Below are 17,229 nucleotides of genomic sequence, written 5' to 3'. Positions count from 1 at the left end.
CCCGCCCCCCCCCCCCCCCCCCCCCCCCCCCCCCCGGGCCCGCGCCCCCCCCGCCCCCCCCCCCGCGACAGGTCCGCCGCCCCGATCAGTCCGGCATTGGGCCCCAGAGCGGCAAGCTCGATCCCGGCGGCGGGGCGGAAGCCGCGCCCTGTAAGGTTCCGCGCGAACGCCTTCTGCGCCGGTTCAACCAGCAGGTTTCCGGCCGAGCACAGTCCGCCGCCAACCACGAACAGGCCGGGATCGAGCGCTGCTGCCAGGTTCGCGAGGCCCAGGCCGAGCCATTCGCCGACTTCCTCGAGCAGCTCACGGGAGGCAGTGTCGCCAGCCAGCGCGAGGTCGGTCACCACGGCCCCGGTAATGGTGTCGGCGCGGCCGCCGACTGCTGCGAGCAGGTCCTGCGCCATCGGGGAGTTACTGCGGGCCAGGATCCTGGCTTCCCGCCCCAGGGCATTGCCGGAGGCATACTGCTCCCAGCATCCGCGGTTGCCGCACTCGCAACGGTGCCCGCCCGGCATGATGATCTGGTGGCCGAACTCGCCGGCCACCCCGAACCGGCCGCGCTCCACCCTGCCGTCCATGACCATCGCACCGCCGATGCCGGTGCCGAGGGTGATGCAGACCAGCCGGTCCTCACCCCGGCCGGCACCGAAGCGCCATTCCGCCCAGGCCGCGGCATCGGCATCGTTCGCCAGCAGCACGGGCCTGCGCAAGAGCTGCTGCAGGTTGGCCCTCAGGGGCTCGTTGCGCCATGCCAGGTGCGGACTGAACAGTACGGTGCCGCCGTCGAGGTCCATCCAGCCGGCCGCGCCTATTCCAACCGAGCGGATGCGCTGTCCCCTTCCCAGCTCTTCCACGAGTTCCACGATGACCTGCTCAACCTCGCGCGGATCCGTGCCGGGCGTGGAGCGGCGCGCCTCGCTAAGGATCCTGCCTTCGGTATCCACCACTCCGGCAGCCACCTTGGTGCCGCCAATGTCGATACCTATGGCCAGTCCCTTCCGGCCAAGCCGCACCTGCCCGTGGAAGCCGTCACCCCCTCTTCTGCCTGCCCGATAGGGGGCGGAGCGGCGCCGCCAAGGGACGGCCCTGCTAAGGGGACCGGCCTGCTCGCCGGAAGATTGCGCGTACATAGTTCCCCATTCTAGGTTTTGCACCCATGAACGGCGGGACCCGCGCCTCGTGCAGCGGGACCTATTGACGGACAAGTTACCCGCCAGTAGGTTTAAGTGCTGCACTGCTCCCGCACCGGCGTACTACTCTTTAGGCATACCCCTGAAGCGGGAGTTCGGATATCAAAGGAGCTATAGTGCGCGAATTCAGTGTTCCGCCTCTTGTTGTTGTTCCACCGGAAACCAATATCACCGATCTGGTGCTGCGGCAGGCGAAGAAAGCCAGCAACCCGGCACTGTTCTCGCGACTTGATTCAGCGGGTGCTTGGCAGGATGTTTCCGCCACCGAGTTCCTTGCCGACGTCAAAGCGCTTGCCAAGGGGTTGATTGCCAGTGGCGTCGGCGTGGGTGACCGCGTTGGCATCATGTCCCGCACCCGGTACGAATGGTCCCTGGTGGATTTTGCCATCTGGTTCGCCGGCGGCGTCTCCGTCCCGATCTACGAAACCTCGTCCCCGTCCCAGGTTGCCTGGAACCTTGGCGACTCCGGCGCCGTGGCCGCCTTTGGCGAAGCGGCGCACCACGAGAACGTCATCCGGCAGGCCGTAACGGCGGAAGGCCTGACTGGCCTCCAGCATGTCTGGCAGCTGGAAGGTGCAGGTTTGGATGCCCTCCGCGCGGCCGGATCAGGGATCAGCGACGAGGAGCTTGAGTCCTGCCGGACTGCCGCCAAACTGTCCGATCTCGCAACGATCATCTACACCTCGGGCACCACCGGACGCCCCAAAGGCTGCGAGCTGACGCACGGCAACTTCGTCGAACTCTCCGACAACGCCTTGGCCATCATCGGCGAGATTGTCCATGAGAACGCCAAGACCATCATGTTCCTGCCGCTGGCCCACGTCTTCGCACGGTTCATTTCGGTACTGGCCATGGCCGCCGGCACCACCGTTGCCCATACACCGGACATCAAGAACCTGCTGTCGGACCTGCAGAGCTATGAGCCCACCTTCATCCTCGCGGTCCCGCGGGTATTCGAGAAGGTCTACAACTCTGCCATGACCAAGGCGGAGGACGGCGGCAAGGGAGCCATTTTCCACAAGGCGGCGGATACGGCCATCGCCTTCTCCAAGGCACGGCAGGCCGGGCGGGTGGGACTGGGGCTGAAACTGCGCCACGCCTTGTTCGACAAGCTGGTCTACAGCAAACTCCGGGCAGCGATGGGCGGCCATGTCGCCCACGCGGTGTCCGGCGGCGGGCCCCTCGGCGAACGGCTGGGCCACTTTTTCCAAGGCATCGGCCTCCAGGTCCTGGAAGGCTACGGCCTGACCGAGACCACGGCTCCCATCTCCGTCAACACCCCGTCCCGGATCAAGATCGGTTCGGTCGGCAAGCCGCTGCCCGGGAACGCCGTGAGGATCGCCGAGGACGGCGAGATCCTGGCCAAGGGCGTCTGCGTTATGCGCGGCTACTACAAGCGTGAGGACCTGTCAGCGGAAACGTTCACCGACGGCTGGCTCCGCACGGGCGACATCGGCCGCCTGGACGAGGACGGCTTCCTCTGGATCACCGGGCGCAAGAAGGAAATCATTGTCACGGCCGGCGGCAAGAACGTCATTCCTGCCCTGCTTGAGGACCAGATCCGCGCCGACGCCCTGGTGTCCCAGGTGCTGGTGGTGGGCGACAACCGGCCGTTCATCGGCGCCTTGGTGACCCTGGACCAGGAAGCCCTGCCGGGCTGGCTGCAGCGCCACGGGCTGCCCGCGGACACCACCCTGGACCAGGCCGCCGCCAACCCTGTGGTCAAGGCCGCGGTCCAGGACCTGATCACGGCGGCCAACGGCTCCGTGTCCCACGCGGAGGCCATCAAGTCGTTCCGGATCGTGCCTGCGGATTTCACCGAGGCCTCCGGCCACCTGACCCCTTCCATGAAGGTCAAGCGGGCGCAGGTCATGAAGGACTTCGATACAATCATCGAGGAAATGTACGCGGCGCCGCGTTCCTGACGCTGGCAACAACAAAGGGTCCTTCACTCGTGAAGGACCCTTTGTTGTTATGGCTGGTGTTACTGCTCCACCACCAGGAGCAGGTCTCCGCCCTGCACCTGCTCCACAGAGGAGATGGCGAGGCGGGAAACCTTGCCACCCACCGGCGTCGTAATGGAAGCCTCCATCTTCATCGCCTCGATGGTGGCCACGGTGTCTCCGGCGTTGACGGTCTCGCCGGCCTTGACCGTGACGGTCACGGCACCGGCGAACGGAGCCGCAACGTGGCCCGGCTGCGCCGGGTCTGCCTTCTCGGCGGACTTGACGTTGCTCACCACCGAACGGTCGCGCACCACCACGGGCCGGGACTGGCCGTTGAGGGTACACATCACGGTGCGCATGCCCTTCTCGTCGGGCTCCGAGACAGCCTCCAGGGAGGCGATCAGCCGCACGCCCTTCTCCAGCTGGATCTCGTGCTCCTGGCCGCGCTGGAGCCCGTACAGGTAGTCGCGGGTGTCCAGGACAGAGATGTTGCCGTAGGTCTCCACGCTCTTCAGGTAGTCCTTGGTGGGGCCGTCGAAGAGCAGACGGTTCAGCGTGTGCTGGCGGGTCTTGGAGTCGGACTTCAAGGCAGCGCTGTCCTCGGAGCTGAGCTCGGCGTCGCGGACCTTCACGCTCCGGCCCTGCAGGGCCTTGGTGCGGAAGGGCTCCGGCCATCCTCCGGGGGGATCACCGAGCTCGCCGGACAGGAAGCCGATGACGGAATCCGGGATGTCGTAGTTCTGCGGGTTCTCGTTGAAGTCGGCAGGGTCCGCGTTGAGGCCCACCAGGTGCAGGGCGAGGTCGCCCACAACCTTGGAGGAAGGCGTCACCTTGACCAGGTGGCCCAGGATGCGGTCGGCAGCAGTGTACATGTCCTCAATTGCTTCAAACCGCTCCCCCAGGCCCAGCGCCATTGCCTGCTGGCGCAGGTTGGACAGCTGGCCGCCTGGGATCTCGTGCTTGTAAACCCGGCCGGTGGGGCCCGGAAGGCCGGACTCGAAGGGGGCGTAGACCCGGCGGACCGCTTCCCAGTAGGGCTCCAGGGAACTGACGGCGTCCAGATCCAGGCCGGTATCGCGCGGAGTGTGCTCCAGGGCCGCGACCAAAGCCGACGCCGACACCTGGCTGGTGGTGCCGGCCAGGGATGCGGAGGCCACGTCGACAGCGTCCACGCCTGCGTCGACAGCCGCCAGGAGTGTGGCCAGCTGGCCGCCGGCGGTGTCGTGGGTGTGCAGGTGCACCGGCAGGTCGAAGCGTTCCCGCAGGGCCGCGACAAGCTTGGCGGCGGCAGCGGGACGCAGCAGGCCCGCCATGTCCTTGATGGCCAGGATGTGCGCACCGGCGTCGACGATCTTCTGGGCCAGCCCAAGGTAGTAGTCCAGCGTGTACAGCGTTTCCTTAGGGTCCAGCATGTCCCCGGTGTAGCACAGTGCCACTTCGGCGACGGCGGTGCCCGTGGCGCGGACGGCGCGGATCGCGGGTGCCATCTGGCTGACGTCGTTCAGCGCGTCGAAGATGCGGAAGATGTCGATGCCTGTTGCTGCGGCCTCGTTGACGAACGCCTCGGTGACCTCTTCCGGGTACGGCGTGTAGCCCACCGTATTGCGGCCGCGGAGCAGCATCTGCAGGCAGACGTTCGGCAGCGCCTTGCGCAGCGCCGCCAGCCGGTCCCAGGGGTCTTCGCCGAGGAAGCGGAGTGCGACGTCGTAGGTGGCGCCGCCCCAGCACTCGACCGACAGCAGTTCCGGCATAAGCGCGGTCACGGCAGGACCGGCGGCAACAAGGTCGCGGGTGCGGACACGGGTTGCAAGCAGGGATTGGTGCGCGTCGCGGAACGTTGTGTCCGTCACCGCCACTGCCTGCTGCTCCCGGAGCGCCCTGGCGAACCCTTCCGGTCCCAGTTCAAGGAGCTTCTGCCGTGAGCCGGCGGCGGCCGGCCGGTCCTTGACGGACGGAAGCTTGTCTGCCGGGTTGGAGTGGACCGTCAGCTCGCCGTTCGGCTTGTTGACGGTGACCTCGGCCAGCCAGGTGAGGAGCTTGGTGCCACGGTCGGCGGACACCCTGGCCTTGAGCAGCTGGGGGCGTTCGTCGATGAAGTTGGTGGCGACGTCGCCGGCGATGAAGTCCGGATCGTCGAGCACGGCCTGCAGGAAGGAGATGTTGGTGGAGACGCCGCGGATACGGAATTCTGCGAGGGCACGGCGGGCGCGTGCCACCGCGGCGGGGTAGTCCCGGCCGCGGCAGGTGAGCTTGACCAGCATGGAGTCGAAGTGTGGGCTGATCTCAGCACCCGAGTAGACGGTGCCGCCGTCCAGCCGGACGCCTGCGCCGCCGGCGGAACGGTAGCCGGTGATCTTTCCGACGTCGGGCCGGAAGCCGTTGGCGGGGTCCTCGGTGGTGATGCGGCTCTGCAGGGCCGCACCCTTGAGGTGGACGGTTTCCTGGGAAAGGCCGAGGTCTGCAAGCGTCTCGCCGGAGGCGATCCGCATCTGCGCCTGCACCAGGTCGACGTCGGTCACCTCTTCGGTGACAGTGTGCTCCACCTGGATGCGCGGGTTCATTTCAATGAACACGTGCTGGCCGGCGCGTTCACCGACGGTGTCCACGAGGAACTCCACCGTGCCGGCGTTGACGTAGTTGAGCGCCTTGGCAAACTTGACGGCGTCGCGGTAGAGGGCCTGGCGGGTGCCCTCGTCCAGGTTGGGCGCCGGGGCGATCTCGATGACCTTCTGGTGGCGGCGCTGAATGGAGCAGTCACGCTCGAACAGGTGCATGACGTTGCCCTCGGCGTCGGCCAAGATCTGCACCTCGATGTGGCGGGGGCGCAGGACGGCCTGCTCCAGGAACATGGTGGGGTCGCCGAAAGCGGCATCGGCTTCACGCATGGCGGACTTCAGCGCGTCGGGCAGCGCCTCACGGGTGTCCACCCGGCGCATGCCGCGCCCACCGCCGCCGGCCACTGCCTTTGCAAAGATGGGGAAGCCGATCTCGTCCGCAGCCGCAAGGAGTTCGTCCAGGTCCTTGGAGGGTTCACTGGACTTAAGGACGGGAACGCCGGCCTCGCGGGCGGCCTTGAGCGCCGCCACCTTGTTGCCTGCCAGTTCCAGCACTTCCGCCGGCGGACCAACAAAGGTGATGCCGGCTTCCTTGGCTGCACGGGCCAGGTCCGGATTCTCGGACAGGAAACCGTAGCCGGGGTAGATGGCGTCCGCACCGGACTCCTTGGCCACCCGGACGACCTCTTTGACGTCCAGGTAGGCCCGGACGGGGTGTCCTTCTTCGCCGATCAGGTACGCCTCGTCCGCTTTCTGGCGGTGGATGGAGTTCCTGTCCTCTTGGGGAAAAACGGCAACGGTCTTGGCGCCCAGCTCGTAGCCGGCGCGGAAGGCCCTGATCGCGATTTCGCCGCGGTTGGCCACCAGAACTTTGGAAAACATACTTCTCCTGCATCATTGCGGGTGGATCGGTGAGTGGTCACAGTGTCTAGGACCTACAAGGACAAACACAAATCTTTGTGTCGACCATCACACATTTCCCCGTCATGTCCCGATCGCTTCCGCCTGTCGCGGCGGAAAGCGCCCCGGCAGCATAGTGGATGCCATGCCGACCCCCGATAAGGCGGGATTCGCCAACGCATCCACATATGATGAGTAGGGCGGCAGGACCGTCCGGCTTCGGCGCTGCCGGAGCAAACATTACTCCCAACACGGCATCCGGCGTTAGGTTTTGGTCTCTCAAGTGCAAGTAGTCAGCATCAGCAGCCTTAAGGGTGGAGTCGGCAAGACTTCCGTCACCACAGGATTGGCGTCTGCGGCGCTGGCCGCGGGCGTCAGCACGCTGGTGGTGGACCTCGATCCGCACGCCGACGCAACTACCGCATTGGGCGTTCAGCCCGGCGACCAGCTGGATATCGGCAGGATGCTCAAGAGCCCGCGCCGCGCCAAACTGGCGGAGAACGTCGTTGGCAGCAGCTGGACAGCCCGGGCCGCCTCCAACGGTTCCGGCCCCTCAGTCCTGGACGTCGCCGTCGGCTCCGCCTATACGGGTATCTACGACCGGCCGGACCTGGGCCGCCGCGACCTCCGCCGGCTCTCAACGGTGCTGGCCGGCGCGGACAACTACCAGCTGGTCCTGATCGACTGCCCGCCGTCACTCAACGGGCTTACCCGGATGGCCTGGTCCGCCAGCGACAAGGTTGCCCTCGTAGCCGAGCCGGGACTCTTCTCCGTGGCGGGTACGGAACGTACCATGCGCGCCATCCAGCTGTTCCGGCAGGAATTCGCCCCCAACCTCTCCCCGGCCGGCATCGTGGCCAACCGGGTCCGCACCGGTTCCTCCGAGCACAGCTACCGGCTGGCGGAAATGGAGTCCATGTTCGGCGAGCTCCTCCTGAGCCCGCGCATCCCGGAGCAGGCCAACTGGCAGCAGATCCAGGGCGCCGCCCACCCGGTGCACCACTGGCCGGGAGAGTCGGCGAAGTCTGCGGCCGCCCTCTTCGATGACCTGCTGGCCAACCTGATGGAAGTGGGCAGCGGGCTGCGCAGCCGCGCCAGGTAGGCCTGGCGCTTCCCAGCCGACGCCGGGCGGGACCGACACCGGACCACCAGACAGCAAGAGGGCCGCTCCCATGGGAGCGGCCCTCTGCGTTTTAAGTAATGGAGGCTCAGCTGATCTTGCGTGCGGCGCGGCGCTTGCTCAGCTCGTCGTCGGGAAAGGATTGTTCGGCGGCGTGTTCGCTGGGCAGCGAAGCAAGGCTGCCCTCCACCTCGCGCCAGACCCGGCCCACGGCAATGCCAAACACGCCCTGCCCGCCCTGGACGAGGTCGATGACTTCGTCAGCCGAGGTGCACTCGTACACGCTGGCGCCATCGCTCATCAGGGTGATCTGCGCCAGGTCCTCGACGCCACGTTCACGCAGGTGTTCCACCGCGGTGCGGATCTGCTGCAGGGAAACGCCCGTGTCCAGGAGCCGCTTGACCACCTTGAGGACCAGGATGTCGCGGAAGCCGTACAGCCGCTGGGATCCGGAGCCGGCAGCGCCGCGGACGGCGGGTTCCACCAGCCCGGTGCGTGCCCAGTAGTCCAGTTGCCGGTAGGTAATGCCGGCCGCCTTGCATGCGGTGGGTCCGCGGTATCCGGCATCTTCGTCCAGCACGGGAAGGTCCTCGGTGAACAGGAGGCCCTGGGCACCGCTTGCCGGCACAGCAACACCAGCCGTGGGTTGTTTCAGCCCGCCTGCTTCGCCTTTGGGACTCACCTGGATCCTCCTTGTCCTGCGCTCCCGGGGAACACCTGCAGCAGCTGGCATGAAAAGCATGCATGTAATTTTCGCGGGGCGCACTTTCCAGTGTGACTTGCGCGGCTGCCATAGGCAATGGGAACTTGATACTTCGACGTTAGGCCCGGCAGGGCCCGAGGTCAAAGACCTTGGAGGCTTTGGGCAGGCGTGTCGAAACTTTCAGCCTTAACTTTAACCTTAACGTGACCTTAGCCGTCGAAGTCTTCAGGCTCCACGTCGTCAAGGAATTCGCGGAAACGCCGGAGCTCGCGCTCCTCATCCACGGTGGGGCCCGGATCGGTGTCCTCGCCCTCGTCGTGCTCGGTGATGCGGACTCCGGCCTCGTCCATCACTGAATCGGCGCACCAGATGCGGCACTTGGCCCGGAGGGCGACGGCGAGGGCGTCGGAGGCCCGGGAGCTCACCGTGGTGCCGTTTTCAAACTGCAGCTGTCCGTAGAAGATGTTGTCTTCGACGGCCACGATGTTGACGCTGACCACGCTGTGGCCGAGCGACTCCACCACATCCACCAGGAGATCGTGCGTCATGGGGCGCGGCGGGACCACACCCTGCTGGGCAAGGGCGATGGCGCTGGCCTCGGGGGTGCCGATCCAGATGGGAACATGCCGTTCCCCGTGCATCTCCCGCAGCAGGACCAGGGGCTGGTTGGAAGGCAGTTCGATTCGAACGCCTACAATCTCGACTTCAATCATCAGATGTCCATGCGTGAGATGTGGTCCTGCACCAGGGCGCGGTGCAGGGTGAGGCAAAGGTCGCTGATCTCACGGGCGGCCTCGGCAGCCCGTGCCTGGGACGCGGAGTCCTTCCGTGACGCAAGTGGTGCCACCGCCCGTTCCACCAGGCCGAACTCGCGTTCCGCCGCCGCCTGGAAGGGACGCAGGTGCCGGGGTTCCAGCCCATGGCTTTCCAGCTGCACGCAGGCGCGCGCAACCTGGAGGGCGTGTTCGTCGAACATGCCGTTGCTGTGGCTGATGAGCCCGAAATCCAGGAGAGCCTGGAGCAGGGGGACGCTGGCGCCGGATTCCGTGCGGAGCTGTTCCTCCGTGAGCTTGCGCCCGCGGTTCTGCAGCTCCGCGGCCAGCTCGTCGGAGACGATGCGCGGCGAAACCACGACGCCGGGCGGAAGGTTCTCCGGCCGCTCTCCCCTGTCGATGGCGTCAAGGTAGTCCTTGATGACTTTCAGGGGGAGGTACTGGTCCCGCTGCAGCGCCAGGACGAAGCGCAGCCGTTCCACGTCGCCGTCGGAATACTGGCGGTAGCCCGCAGGAGTCCGCCGCGGGTTGATAAGTCCCTTTTCCTCGAGGAACCGGATCTTGGACGCTGTCATGCCCGGGAAGTCGGCGCTCAGCTGCGCGAGGACTTCCCCTATGTTCAGGACCTGCGGTCCCCGGCGTTCCGGTTGTGCCATTGCCACAGGCAGCGGTCCCCGGATCAGCCGCGGCCTGCAGCGGTGGCAGGGCTCAGGTAGAAGGTGAGGCGGAACTTGCCGATCTGGACTTCGCTGCCGGACTTGAGCTCCACAGCGTCCACGCGGTCATGGTTGACGTAGGTGCCGTTGAGGCTGTTCATGTCCACCACCTCGAAACTCCGGGCAGTACGGCGGAACTCCACATGCCGGCGGGAAACGGTGACGTCATCAAGGAAGATGTCAGCGTCCGGGTGCCGGCCAGCGGTGGTGACGTCCGAATCCAGCAGGAACCGGGCGCCGGCGTTGGGGCCGCTGTGCGCCACCAGCAGCGCGGAACCCGCAGGCAGGGCCTCTACGGAGCTGCGCTCCTCGGAGGACAGCTTGGGGGCGATGGTGGGCTCGTCCCTGACGGGGGTCAGGTTGATGGAGGTGGTCTCCGACGCCTTAGCCGCACCCGTTCCGTATCCCCCATCGGCAGGGTTCGATGTGTGGCCAGCCATGGATTCCTCCTCTTCCCGCTGCAGCCCTCCGGCATGCAACCAACGTTTGCCCTCCGGACCTGCCCGGCAGGTCCGGCACCGGCTCCCCCATCCGGCCCTTGACGTGCGAAGACGTCCTGCCTGCGACGCGGGGCCGGACCGGATATACCGGTTAGCTTTAGCCTACCTGTTGTTCGTACTCCGATGCACTGAGCAATGAATCAACGGCGTCGGCCTCGGCCAGTTTGACCTCGATCAGCCAGCCGTCACCATAGGGATCCGTGTTGATCAGCGCGGAATCGGTGTCCAGGGACTCGTTGCGGGCCACCACTTCACCGCTGACCGGGGCGTAGATGTCGCTGACGCTCTTGGTGGACTCCACCTCGCCCACCACTTCGTTTGCCGTAATTTTGGTGCCGATCTCGGGCATCTGGGCGTAGACAACATCTCCAAGCGCGTCCTGCGCGAAGTCGGTAATGCCCACGCGGACCACGCCGTCGGCATTGGGAGCGGAAACCCACTCGTGTTCGGCGGTGTAGGACAGGTCTTCGGGAATGTTGCTCATGGGGGGCCTTTCATCGGGTCAATCTCGAAGGTCACGGGGCCCGGGAAACAGACCGCCGCTGAAAGTATAGGCACATCCGGCGGGGCGTCCACCGGGCTTTCTGACAAGATGGGAGCCATGAGCGTGCGCAACGATGCAGGACGTCCGGGACCCGGCAGGTAGGCCATGCCGGAACTTCCCGAAGTGGCCGGCCTGGCCCGGTTCCTCGACGAGCAGCTGCGGGGCTGCGTCCTCGACAAGCTGCAGATTGTCTCCTTTGCCGTGCTGAAGACGGCGGACCCGCCCTACTCGGCCCTGGCGGGCCGGACAGTGTCCGGGGTCCGCCGGTTCGGGAAGTTCATCAGCATCGACACCGATGGCATCTCCCTGGTGTTCCACCTGGCCCGGGCCGGCTGGCTGCGCTACACGGACTCCCCCGCCAACGGCCAGCTGAAGATGGGCAAGGGCCTCATCGCGGTCCGCTGTACCTTCACCGGCCCGGACGGGCCGAGGGGGTTTGACCTCACGGAGGCGGGGACAAAGAAGAGCCTGGCCGTCTACGTGGTGCGGGACCCGCAGGACGTGCCTGGAATCGCCACGCTGGGTCCGGATCCTTTCACGGCGGCGTTCGACGCCGGCATGCTGGCTGAGATCCTGGCCGGCAGTTCCCAGCAGATCAAGGGGCTGCTGCGGAGCCAGAGCGTCATAGCGGGCATCGGCAACGCCTACAGTGACGAGATCCTGCATGCGGCCCGGATCTCACCGTTTGCCACGGCCAGGTCCCTGGACCGGGCGACGGTGCAGGTCCTCTATGACGCCATCCACGATGTCCTGGGTGCAGCCCTGGCGGAGGCCGGCGGCAAACCGCCCAAGGAGCTCAAGGACGTGAAGCGGAGCCACATGCGTGTCCACGCCAGGACCGGCCTGCCATGCCCGGTGTGCGGGGACACCGTGCGCGAGGTTTCCTTCGCCGATACCGCCCTGCAGTACTGCCCAACCTGCCAGACGAAGGGAAAGATCCTCGCGGACCGCCGGACATCGAAGTTCCTGAAGTAGGCGGGCTTTCCAGGAGGAGACAGGCCCCTGCACACAAAAAAGCGGAAGCGCCGGAGTTGATCTCCGGCGCTTCCGCTTTTTTGGTCGGGCTGACAGGATTTGAACCTGCGACCCCTTGACCCCCAGTCAAGTGCGCTACCAAGCTGCGCTACAGCCCGCTGGTTCCGCCGTTCTCCGCTGATTTCCATCAGCAGTCCGGCCGAACCACCTAGAAGAGCTTACACGATCCGGAAGGGTGCCAGTGACACTTTCGGGGTTTCAATCCCAACGTGTCGAAGGCAACAACCGGATCAGCGCTTCCGGCCCCGCTTTTCCCGCACGCGCATGCTGACCTCGATGGGGGTGCCCTCGAAGCCGAAGGTTTCACGGAGCCTGCGGGTGATGAAACGGCGGTATCCGGGATCGAGGAATCCGGTGGTGAACAGCACGAACTTGGGCGGCCGGCTCGACGCCTGCGTTCCGAAGAGGATGCGGGGCTGCTTGCCGCCGCGGACCGGGTGCGGGTGTGCCGCCACCAGCTCGCCCAGGAAGGCATTCAGCCGCCCGGTGGGGATGCGCCGGTCCCAGTTTTCCAGGGCCAGGTCCAGGGCGGGCACCAGGCGGTCCTTGTGCCAGCCGGTCTTAGCGGAGATGTTCACCCGGGGCGCCCAGTCCACATGCGCCAGGTCCTGCTCGATCTCGCGCTCCAGGTAACGCCGGCGCTCGTCGTCCAGCAGGTCCCACTTGTTGAAGGCGAGAACCAGAGCGCGGCCGGACTCGATGGCCAGCTGCAGGATGCGGACATCCTGCTCGCTGAGCACTTCGTCCACGGCGAGGAGCACGACGGCGACCTCCGCCTTTTCGAGCGCGGCCTGGGTCCGGAGCGAGGCGTAGTAGTCCGCACCCTGCGCCATGTGCTGGCGGCGGCGGATACCGGCCGTGTCCACGAAGCGCCAGGTGCGCCCACCGAGTTCGATGAACTCATCCACGGGGTCGCGGGTGGTTCCGGCAGTGTTGTCCACCACCACGCGCTCGGATCCGGCCAGCTTGTTCAGCAGGGACGACTTGCCCACGTTGGGGCGCCCGATCAAGGCGATCCGGCGCGGCCCGCCGGAACGCTCCAGGCCTTCGATGGTTGAAAATTCCGGCAGCACGTCCATCACATGGTCGAGCAGGTCCGCCACTCCGCGGCCGTGGAGCGCGGAGACGGGGTACGGTTCGCCGAAGCCAAGGCCCCACAGAACGGCGGAATCGGCCTCCTGCGCGAAGTCGTCCACTTTGTTGGCCACCAGGATGACCGGTTTCTTGCTGCGGCGCAGCATCTTCATCACGGCCTCATCGGTGGCGGTGGCACCTACGGCCGAGTCGACGACGAACAGGACGGCGTCGGCGAGTTCCACAGCCATCTCGGCCTGCTCCGCGACCCGGGCGTGGATGCCGCGGGCGTCGTGCTCCCAGCCGCCGGTGTCCACGAGTGTGAAGTTGCGGCCGTTCCAGTTCGCGGAGTACATGACGCGGTCGCGGGTCACGCCGGGGGTGTCCTCCACCACGGCTTCGCGACGGCCCAGGATGCGGTTCACCAGGGTGGACTTGCCCACGTTCGGGCGCCCGATGATGGCCAGGACCGGGTCAAGCTTGACCGGGCCTTCGAAGTCCTCGTCGCCGTACTCCCCGCTGAGCAGGGCGGCGTCTTCCTCATCGAGGTCGTAGTCTTCCAGGCCGGCCCGGAGGGAGGCGGCGCGAAGCTCGGCCTCGTCGTCGTCAATGGCTGCCAGCCGTTCGGCCACCTGGTCGGTGCCCGTGGGCGTGTATTCGTCTTCGCCTGGGCCCGAGAGGCCGGGGGTCTGCGTGGTGTCGCTCATTGCACTGTCCTTAGTGGTCATCTGCCGGCGTCCCGGCTACTGCTGTTAAGTCTTTGGAGGTTTCGGCGAAAGGCAGGGGCCGGCCGCTGAGTTGGACGCTGTCCCGGACGTGCCCTGCCAGTGCCGCGCGGATCTCCTGCGCCGCCCTGTCCATTGAAGCACGGCCGCTTTCGCCAGCCCGGCGGCCCAGGGTGAGGGCTGTGCCGAAGCTGACGTGGAAGCGCCGGCCGGGCGGCGGCACGAAGTCAAGGTGCTCATTCCCGGTCCGGGTGCCAAGGATCGCCACCGGCACCACCGGGGCTCCCGTGTTCAGGGCGAGCCATGCAACCCCGCCGTTGATTCCGGAGGCTTCCCCGCTCCCCCGGGTTCCTTCGGGGAGGATCCCCACGCAGCGGCCGGCGTCGAGCAGTTCCCTGCTGCGCTGCAGCGCGGCCCTGTCACCGCGCCGGTCAACGGGCAACTGGCCGGAGGCGGTCAACACCCGGCCCAGGAAGCCCTTGAACATTTCCCGCTTGACCAGGATGTGCATGGGCCGCGGCGAGGCGCCGAACATCACGGGACCGTCCAGGAAGCTGATGTGGTTTCCGGCAAAGATCACCGGACCCCCGGTGGGGACGTTCGCCTTGCCGGTGACGGTGGTCCGGTAGACGAGGTGGTCCAGGACCCAGCCCACCGGCCGGCTCCAGGACATGGTCCAGCCCGACGGGACGCCCGGCCTGGCATCAGTCACGGTTGAGGACCTTGGTGACAATGACCAGTGCAGCGTCAACGGTCTGCTCGAAGTCCAGGTCCGAGGAATCCAGCGTGACTACGCCGTCGGCCGCCTGCGTGAAGTTCACCACGGTGGAGTCCTTGGCGTCCCGGTGGGTCACCTGCGCGGCCAGCTGCTCCGCGTTCTGCGTTCCGCCCAGCTGGATCCCGCGGCGGCGCAGCCGGGCTTCCTCGCTGGCCGTCAGCAGCATCCGGACTTCCGCTCCGGGCGCGACGACGGTGGTGATGTCCCTGCCTTCCACCACCATGCGGCGGTGGTGCTTTTCGATCAGCTCCCGCTGCCGGCGGATGAGTTCGGTCCTGGCACCCAGGGTGGTGGCAACGGTGCTGACGGCCGACGAGATGGCCGGCTCCCGGATCGCGTCCGTGACGTCCACCCCGCCCACCCGCACGAATTCCTGCTGCGGGCTGGTGCTCAGCTCCAGCACGAGGTCGCGTGATGCCTGTTCCACGGAGGCGGCATCGTCCAGGTCGATGCCGTTGGTAACGCAGTACCAGGTCAGCGCGCGGTACATGGCCCCGGTATCAAGATAGGCAAGGCGTAGCCTGCGGGCCACTTCCTTGCTGACGCTGGATTTGCCGGATCCTGAGGGGCCATCGATGGCAACGACCAGCGGCCTGCCGATACGCAGCCCGGGCATGGTGTCGAGAAGTTCCTGTGTCATGACTGAAGTACCCGCCATCCGCGGTCGTTTAATGCTTCGATCAGGTGGTCGTGCTTGTTCGGCAACACTGACAATTCCACCATGCCCACGTTCTGTCCGGACGAATGGTCCAGCCGCAGGTCTTCAACGTTAACGCCGATTTCACCGATCTCGGTGAGCAGCCGGGCGATCTGGCCGGGCTTGTCGTCCACCAGGACCGTCAGCCAGGAATAAGCCTGCGGCGGGCCGCCGTGCTTGCCGGGGATCCGCGCCTGGCCTGCATTGCCCTCGCTCATCAGCTGCGCGAGATCAAGGCGCGCACCAGGGGCCGTGGGCTGTTCCAGCGTGTTGATCAGGCGGTTCAGGTCCTCCCTGACGCCGTAGAGGATCTCCACCACCTTGGCCGCATTGCCGCCCAGGATCTGCACCCACAGCGTGGGATCGCTGGCGGCGATCCGGGTGACGTCCCGCAGGCCGTTGCCGGCCAGGGACAGGGCGTGCAGCGGCGTTCCCTGCAGCCTGCTGGCCAGCAGTGAGGACATGACCTGCGGCAGGTGGGACACCAGGGCCACGGCCTCGTCGTGTTCGTCAGCAGTGAACTGTGAAACAACTGCGCCAAGGTCGGTGGCCAGTGCCCGGGCAGTCTGCAGGGCGGCTCCGGAGGTTTCCTCGGAAGAGCACACCACCCACGGCATGGAGGTGAACAGCTCGCCGCGTGCGGCAACCGGTCCGGACTTCTCCCGCCCAGCCATGGGGTGGGTGCCCACGTAGCGGGATAGGTCCACGCCACTGCTCCGCAGCCGGGCGAGGATGTCCGCTTTCACGCTGGCGATGTCCACCACCACCGAATCCGGGTAGTCCGCAAGGGCCTGGCGCACCACCTCGGCCGTGACGTCAGGCGGCGCAGCAACCACCACGAGCTGGGGCCGGCTGCTGCCCAGTTCGGACAGCGGACGGCCGGCACCGATATCAACTGCCACGGCCTGGTGGGTTGGCGAGGGGTCGGACAGGAAGACCGGCACTCCGCGGCCCCGCAGTCCCAGGCCGATGCTGGCTCCGAGCAGGCCGGTGCCGAGCACCACCACCGGACCGTCCAGGTGCCCGCGGCCCTGGCTCTTGAAAGCGGACACGGCTCAGAGTCCTACGGATGCCAGCAGGTGGCCGATCTCCTGCTTGCCGAGGTTCCTGATGCTGCCCTGGCGCTGGTCCCCGAGTCCGATGGGGCCAACCTTGACCCGGACCAGCCGCTGGACCGGGAAGCCGACGGCGTCGAACATCCGGCGGACAATGCGGTTCTTGCCCGAGTGCAGCACAACTTCGATCAGCACGTGGCCGGGCGTGGAGTCAACCAGCCGGAAGGAGTCCACCGAGGCAAGGCCGTCCTCCAGTTCAACGCCGGCCTTCAGCTGCGCGCCGATCCCGTGGGGGAAGGGGCCGCGGACCTGGACCAGGTAGGTTTTGGGGACTTCGTAGGAGGGGTGGGTCAGCCGGTTGGCAAGTTCGCCGTCGTTAGTCAGCAGCAGCAGACCCTCGGTGGCAACGTCCAGGCGGCCCACGTGGAAGAGCCGCTCGCCCTTGTTCTTGGTGTTCTTAAGGAAATCGCTGATGCACGGCCGGCCCTCCGGATCCTCCATGGTGGAGACAACGCCCTTGGGCTTGTTGAACACCATGTAGACCAGGTTTTCGTCCAGCTGGATCCGCAGGCCGTCAACGTGGATGACGGCAGTCTTGGGATCCACGCGTACACCGAGTTCGGTGACCACCTGGCCGTCCACCTCCACGCGCCCTTCCGCGATCATTTCCTCACAAACGCGGCGCGATGCCACGCCGGCGGACGCCATCACCTTTTGCAGGCGGATGCCATCGGCGTCGTGGAGTTCCGACTGCGGCACGTCGCGGCCGGGCCCCTTCCTGCGCGAGGGCTTGCGGAGCGGGCCGAGGTTCTGGCCGAAGCGTTCGCTGCCGAAGGCGCGCGAAGCGGCGGCACCCGGTGCCGCGGTGCGGGGCTTGGCCTTGGGCGCACCCGGGGTTCCGGGAGCCTTCTTCGCACC

15 protein-coding genes and 1 tRNA gene are annotated in these 17,229 nt (G+C 66.7%); 3 read left to right on the top strand and 13 right to left on the bottom strand.

Annotation, left to right across the window (positions count from 1 at the left end; translation table 11 throughout):
- Window positions 1-1,130: ROK family glucokinase (locus tag AC5RTT_RS17110; RefSeq protein WP_494146192.1), on the bottom strand; the 1,130-nt coding region annotated here is incomplete at its 3' end.
- A gap of 176 nt (window positions 1,131-1,306) precedes the next feature.
- Here AC5RTT_RS17110 and AC5RTT_RS17105 point away from each other — a divergent pair.
- Window positions 1,307-3,115, top strand: coding sequence for an AMP-dependent synthetase/ligase (locus AC5RTT_RS17105; RefSeq protein ID WP_494146191.1), 1,809 nt, complete (start codon window positions 1,307-1,309; stop codon window positions 3,113-3,115).
- Window positions 3,116-3,174: 59 nt separating this feature from the next.
- Here the strand turns inward: AC5RTT_RS17105 and AC5RTT_RS17100 are convergent, their stop codons facing one another.
- Entirely contained in the window at window positions 3,175-6,573 is a 3,399-nt protein-coding gene (locus AC5RTT_RS17100) for a pyruvate carboxylase (protein WP_494146190.1), read from the bottom strand.
- 301 nt (window positions 6,574-6,874) lie between these two features.
- Between AC5RTT_RS17100 and AC5RTT_RS17095 the strand changes: the two genes are divergently transcribed.
- Window positions 6,875-7,693 (top strand): ParA family protein, encoded by an 819-nt coding sequence (locus AC5RTT_RS17095; RefSeq protein WP_494146189.1) that lies wholly within the window; start codon window positions 6,875-6,877, stop codon window positions 7,691-7,693.
- Between the two features lie 106 nt (window positions 7,694-7,799).
- Here the strand turns inward: AC5RTT_RS17095 and AC5RTT_RS17090 are convergent, their stop codons facing one another.
- The 5 genes from AC5RTT_RS17090 to gcvH all read right to left on the bottom strand — a co-directional run bounded on the left by AC5RTT_RS17090 (window position 7,800) and on the right by gcvH (window position 10,887).
- A complete protein-coding gene (locus AC5RTT_RS17090) occupies window positions 7,800-8,393 on the bottom strand; it encodes a MerR family transcriptional regulator (protein ID WP_009358601.1) in 594 nt (197 codons plus the stop codon).
- Window positions 8,394-8,623: 230 nt separating this feature from the next.
- Window positions 8,624-9,127: a bifunctional nuclease family protein gene (locus tag AC5RTT_RS17085; protein WP_494011976.1), complete on the bottom strand. Its 504-nt coding sequence runs from the start codon at window positions 9,125-9,127 to the stop codon at window positions 8,624-8,626.
- Window positions 9,127-9,843 carry a transcriptional regulator FtsR gene (gene ftsR, locus AC5RTT_RS17080; RefSeq protein ID WP_133352406.1) on the bottom strand — a complete coding sequence of 239 codons (717 nt, stop codon included), beginning with the start codon at window positions 9,841-9,843 and terminating at the stop codon, window positions 9,127-9,129. The genes AC5RTT_RS17085 and ftsR overlap by 1 nt, the downstream gene beginning before the upstream one ends.
- Before the next feature lie 23 nt (window positions 9,844-9,866).
- Window positions 9,867-10,343 carry an FHA domain-containing protein gene (locus AC5RTT_RS17075; protein WP_494011977.1) on the bottom strand — a complete coding sequence of 159 codons (477 nt, stop codon included), beginning with the start codon at window positions 10,341-10,343 and terminating at the stop codon, window positions 9,867-9,869.
- A gap of 157 nt (window positions 10,344-10,500) precedes the next feature.
- Window positions 10,501-10,887 (bottom strand): glycine cleavage system protein GcvH, encoded by a 387-nt coding sequence (gcvH, locus tag AC5RTT_RS17070; protein WP_009358597.1) that lies wholly within the window; start codon window positions 10,885-10,887, stop codon window positions 10,501-10,503.
- Between the two features lie 165 nt (window positions 10,888-11,052).
- On the opposite strand from gcvH, the gene AC5RTT_RS17065 reads away from it, so the two are divergent.
- Window positions 11,053-11,922: an Fpg/Nei family DNA glycosylase gene (locus AC5RTT_RS17065; protein WP_494146188.1), complete on the top strand. Its 870-nt coding sequence runs from the start codon at window positions 11,053-11,055 to the stop codon at window positions 11,920-11,922.
- Between the two features lie 81 nt (window positions 11,923-12,003).
- On the opposite strand, the gene AC5RTT_RS17060 is transcribed toward AC5RTT_RS17065, so the two are convergent.
- The 6 genes from AC5RTT_RS17060 to AC5RTT_RS17035 all read right to left on the bottom strand — a co-directional run.
- Window positions 12,004-12,080 (bottom strand) — tRNA-Pro (locus AC5RTT_RS17060).
- A gap of 132 nt (window positions 12,081-12,212) precedes the next feature.
- Window positions 12,213-13,763 (bottom strand): ribosome biogenesis GTPase Der, encoded by a 1,551-nt coding sequence (gene der, locus AC5RTT_RS17055; RefSeq protein ID WP_009358989.1) that lies wholly within the window; start codon window positions 13,761-13,763, stop codon window positions 12,213-12,215.
- 10 nt (window positions 13,764-13,773) lie between these two features.
- On the bottom strand, window positions 13,774-14,454 hold the full coding sequence (locus AC5RTT_RS17050; RefSeq protein WP_494146193.1) for a lysophospholipid acyltransferase family protein: 681 nt from the start codon (window positions 14,452-14,454) through the stop codon (window positions 13,774-13,776).
- 31 nt (window positions 14,455-14,485) lie between these two features.
- The gene (gene cmk, locus AC5RTT_RS17045; RefSeq protein ID WP_494146187.1) at window positions 14,486-15,199 is read right to left on the bottom strand and encodes a (d)CMP kinase; all 714 of its coding nucleotides are present in this window, start codon (window positions 15,197-15,199) and stop codon (window positions 14,486-14,488) included.
- Complete coding sequence (locus AC5RTT_RS17040; RefSeq protein ID WP_494146186.1) at window positions 15,196-16,308, bottom strand: prephenate dehydrogenase; 1,113 nt, start codon at window positions 16,306-16,308, stop codon at window positions 15,196-15,198. The genes cmk and AC5RTT_RS17040 overlap by 4 nt, the downstream gene beginning before the upstream one ends.
- A 3-nt stretch (window positions 16,309-16,311) precedes the next feature.
- A partial coding sequence (locus tag AC5RTT_RS17035) for a pseudouridine synthase (protein WP_494146185.1) occupies window positions 16,312-17,229 on the bottom strand: 918 nt, incomplete at its 5' end.

The sequence above is a fragment of the Arthrobacter sp. Y3221157 genome (genome assembly GCF_059089865.1).
The sequence above is the reverse complement of the archived record's forward strand: the minus strand, read 5'-3'. Positions and strand labels throughout refer to the sequence as shown.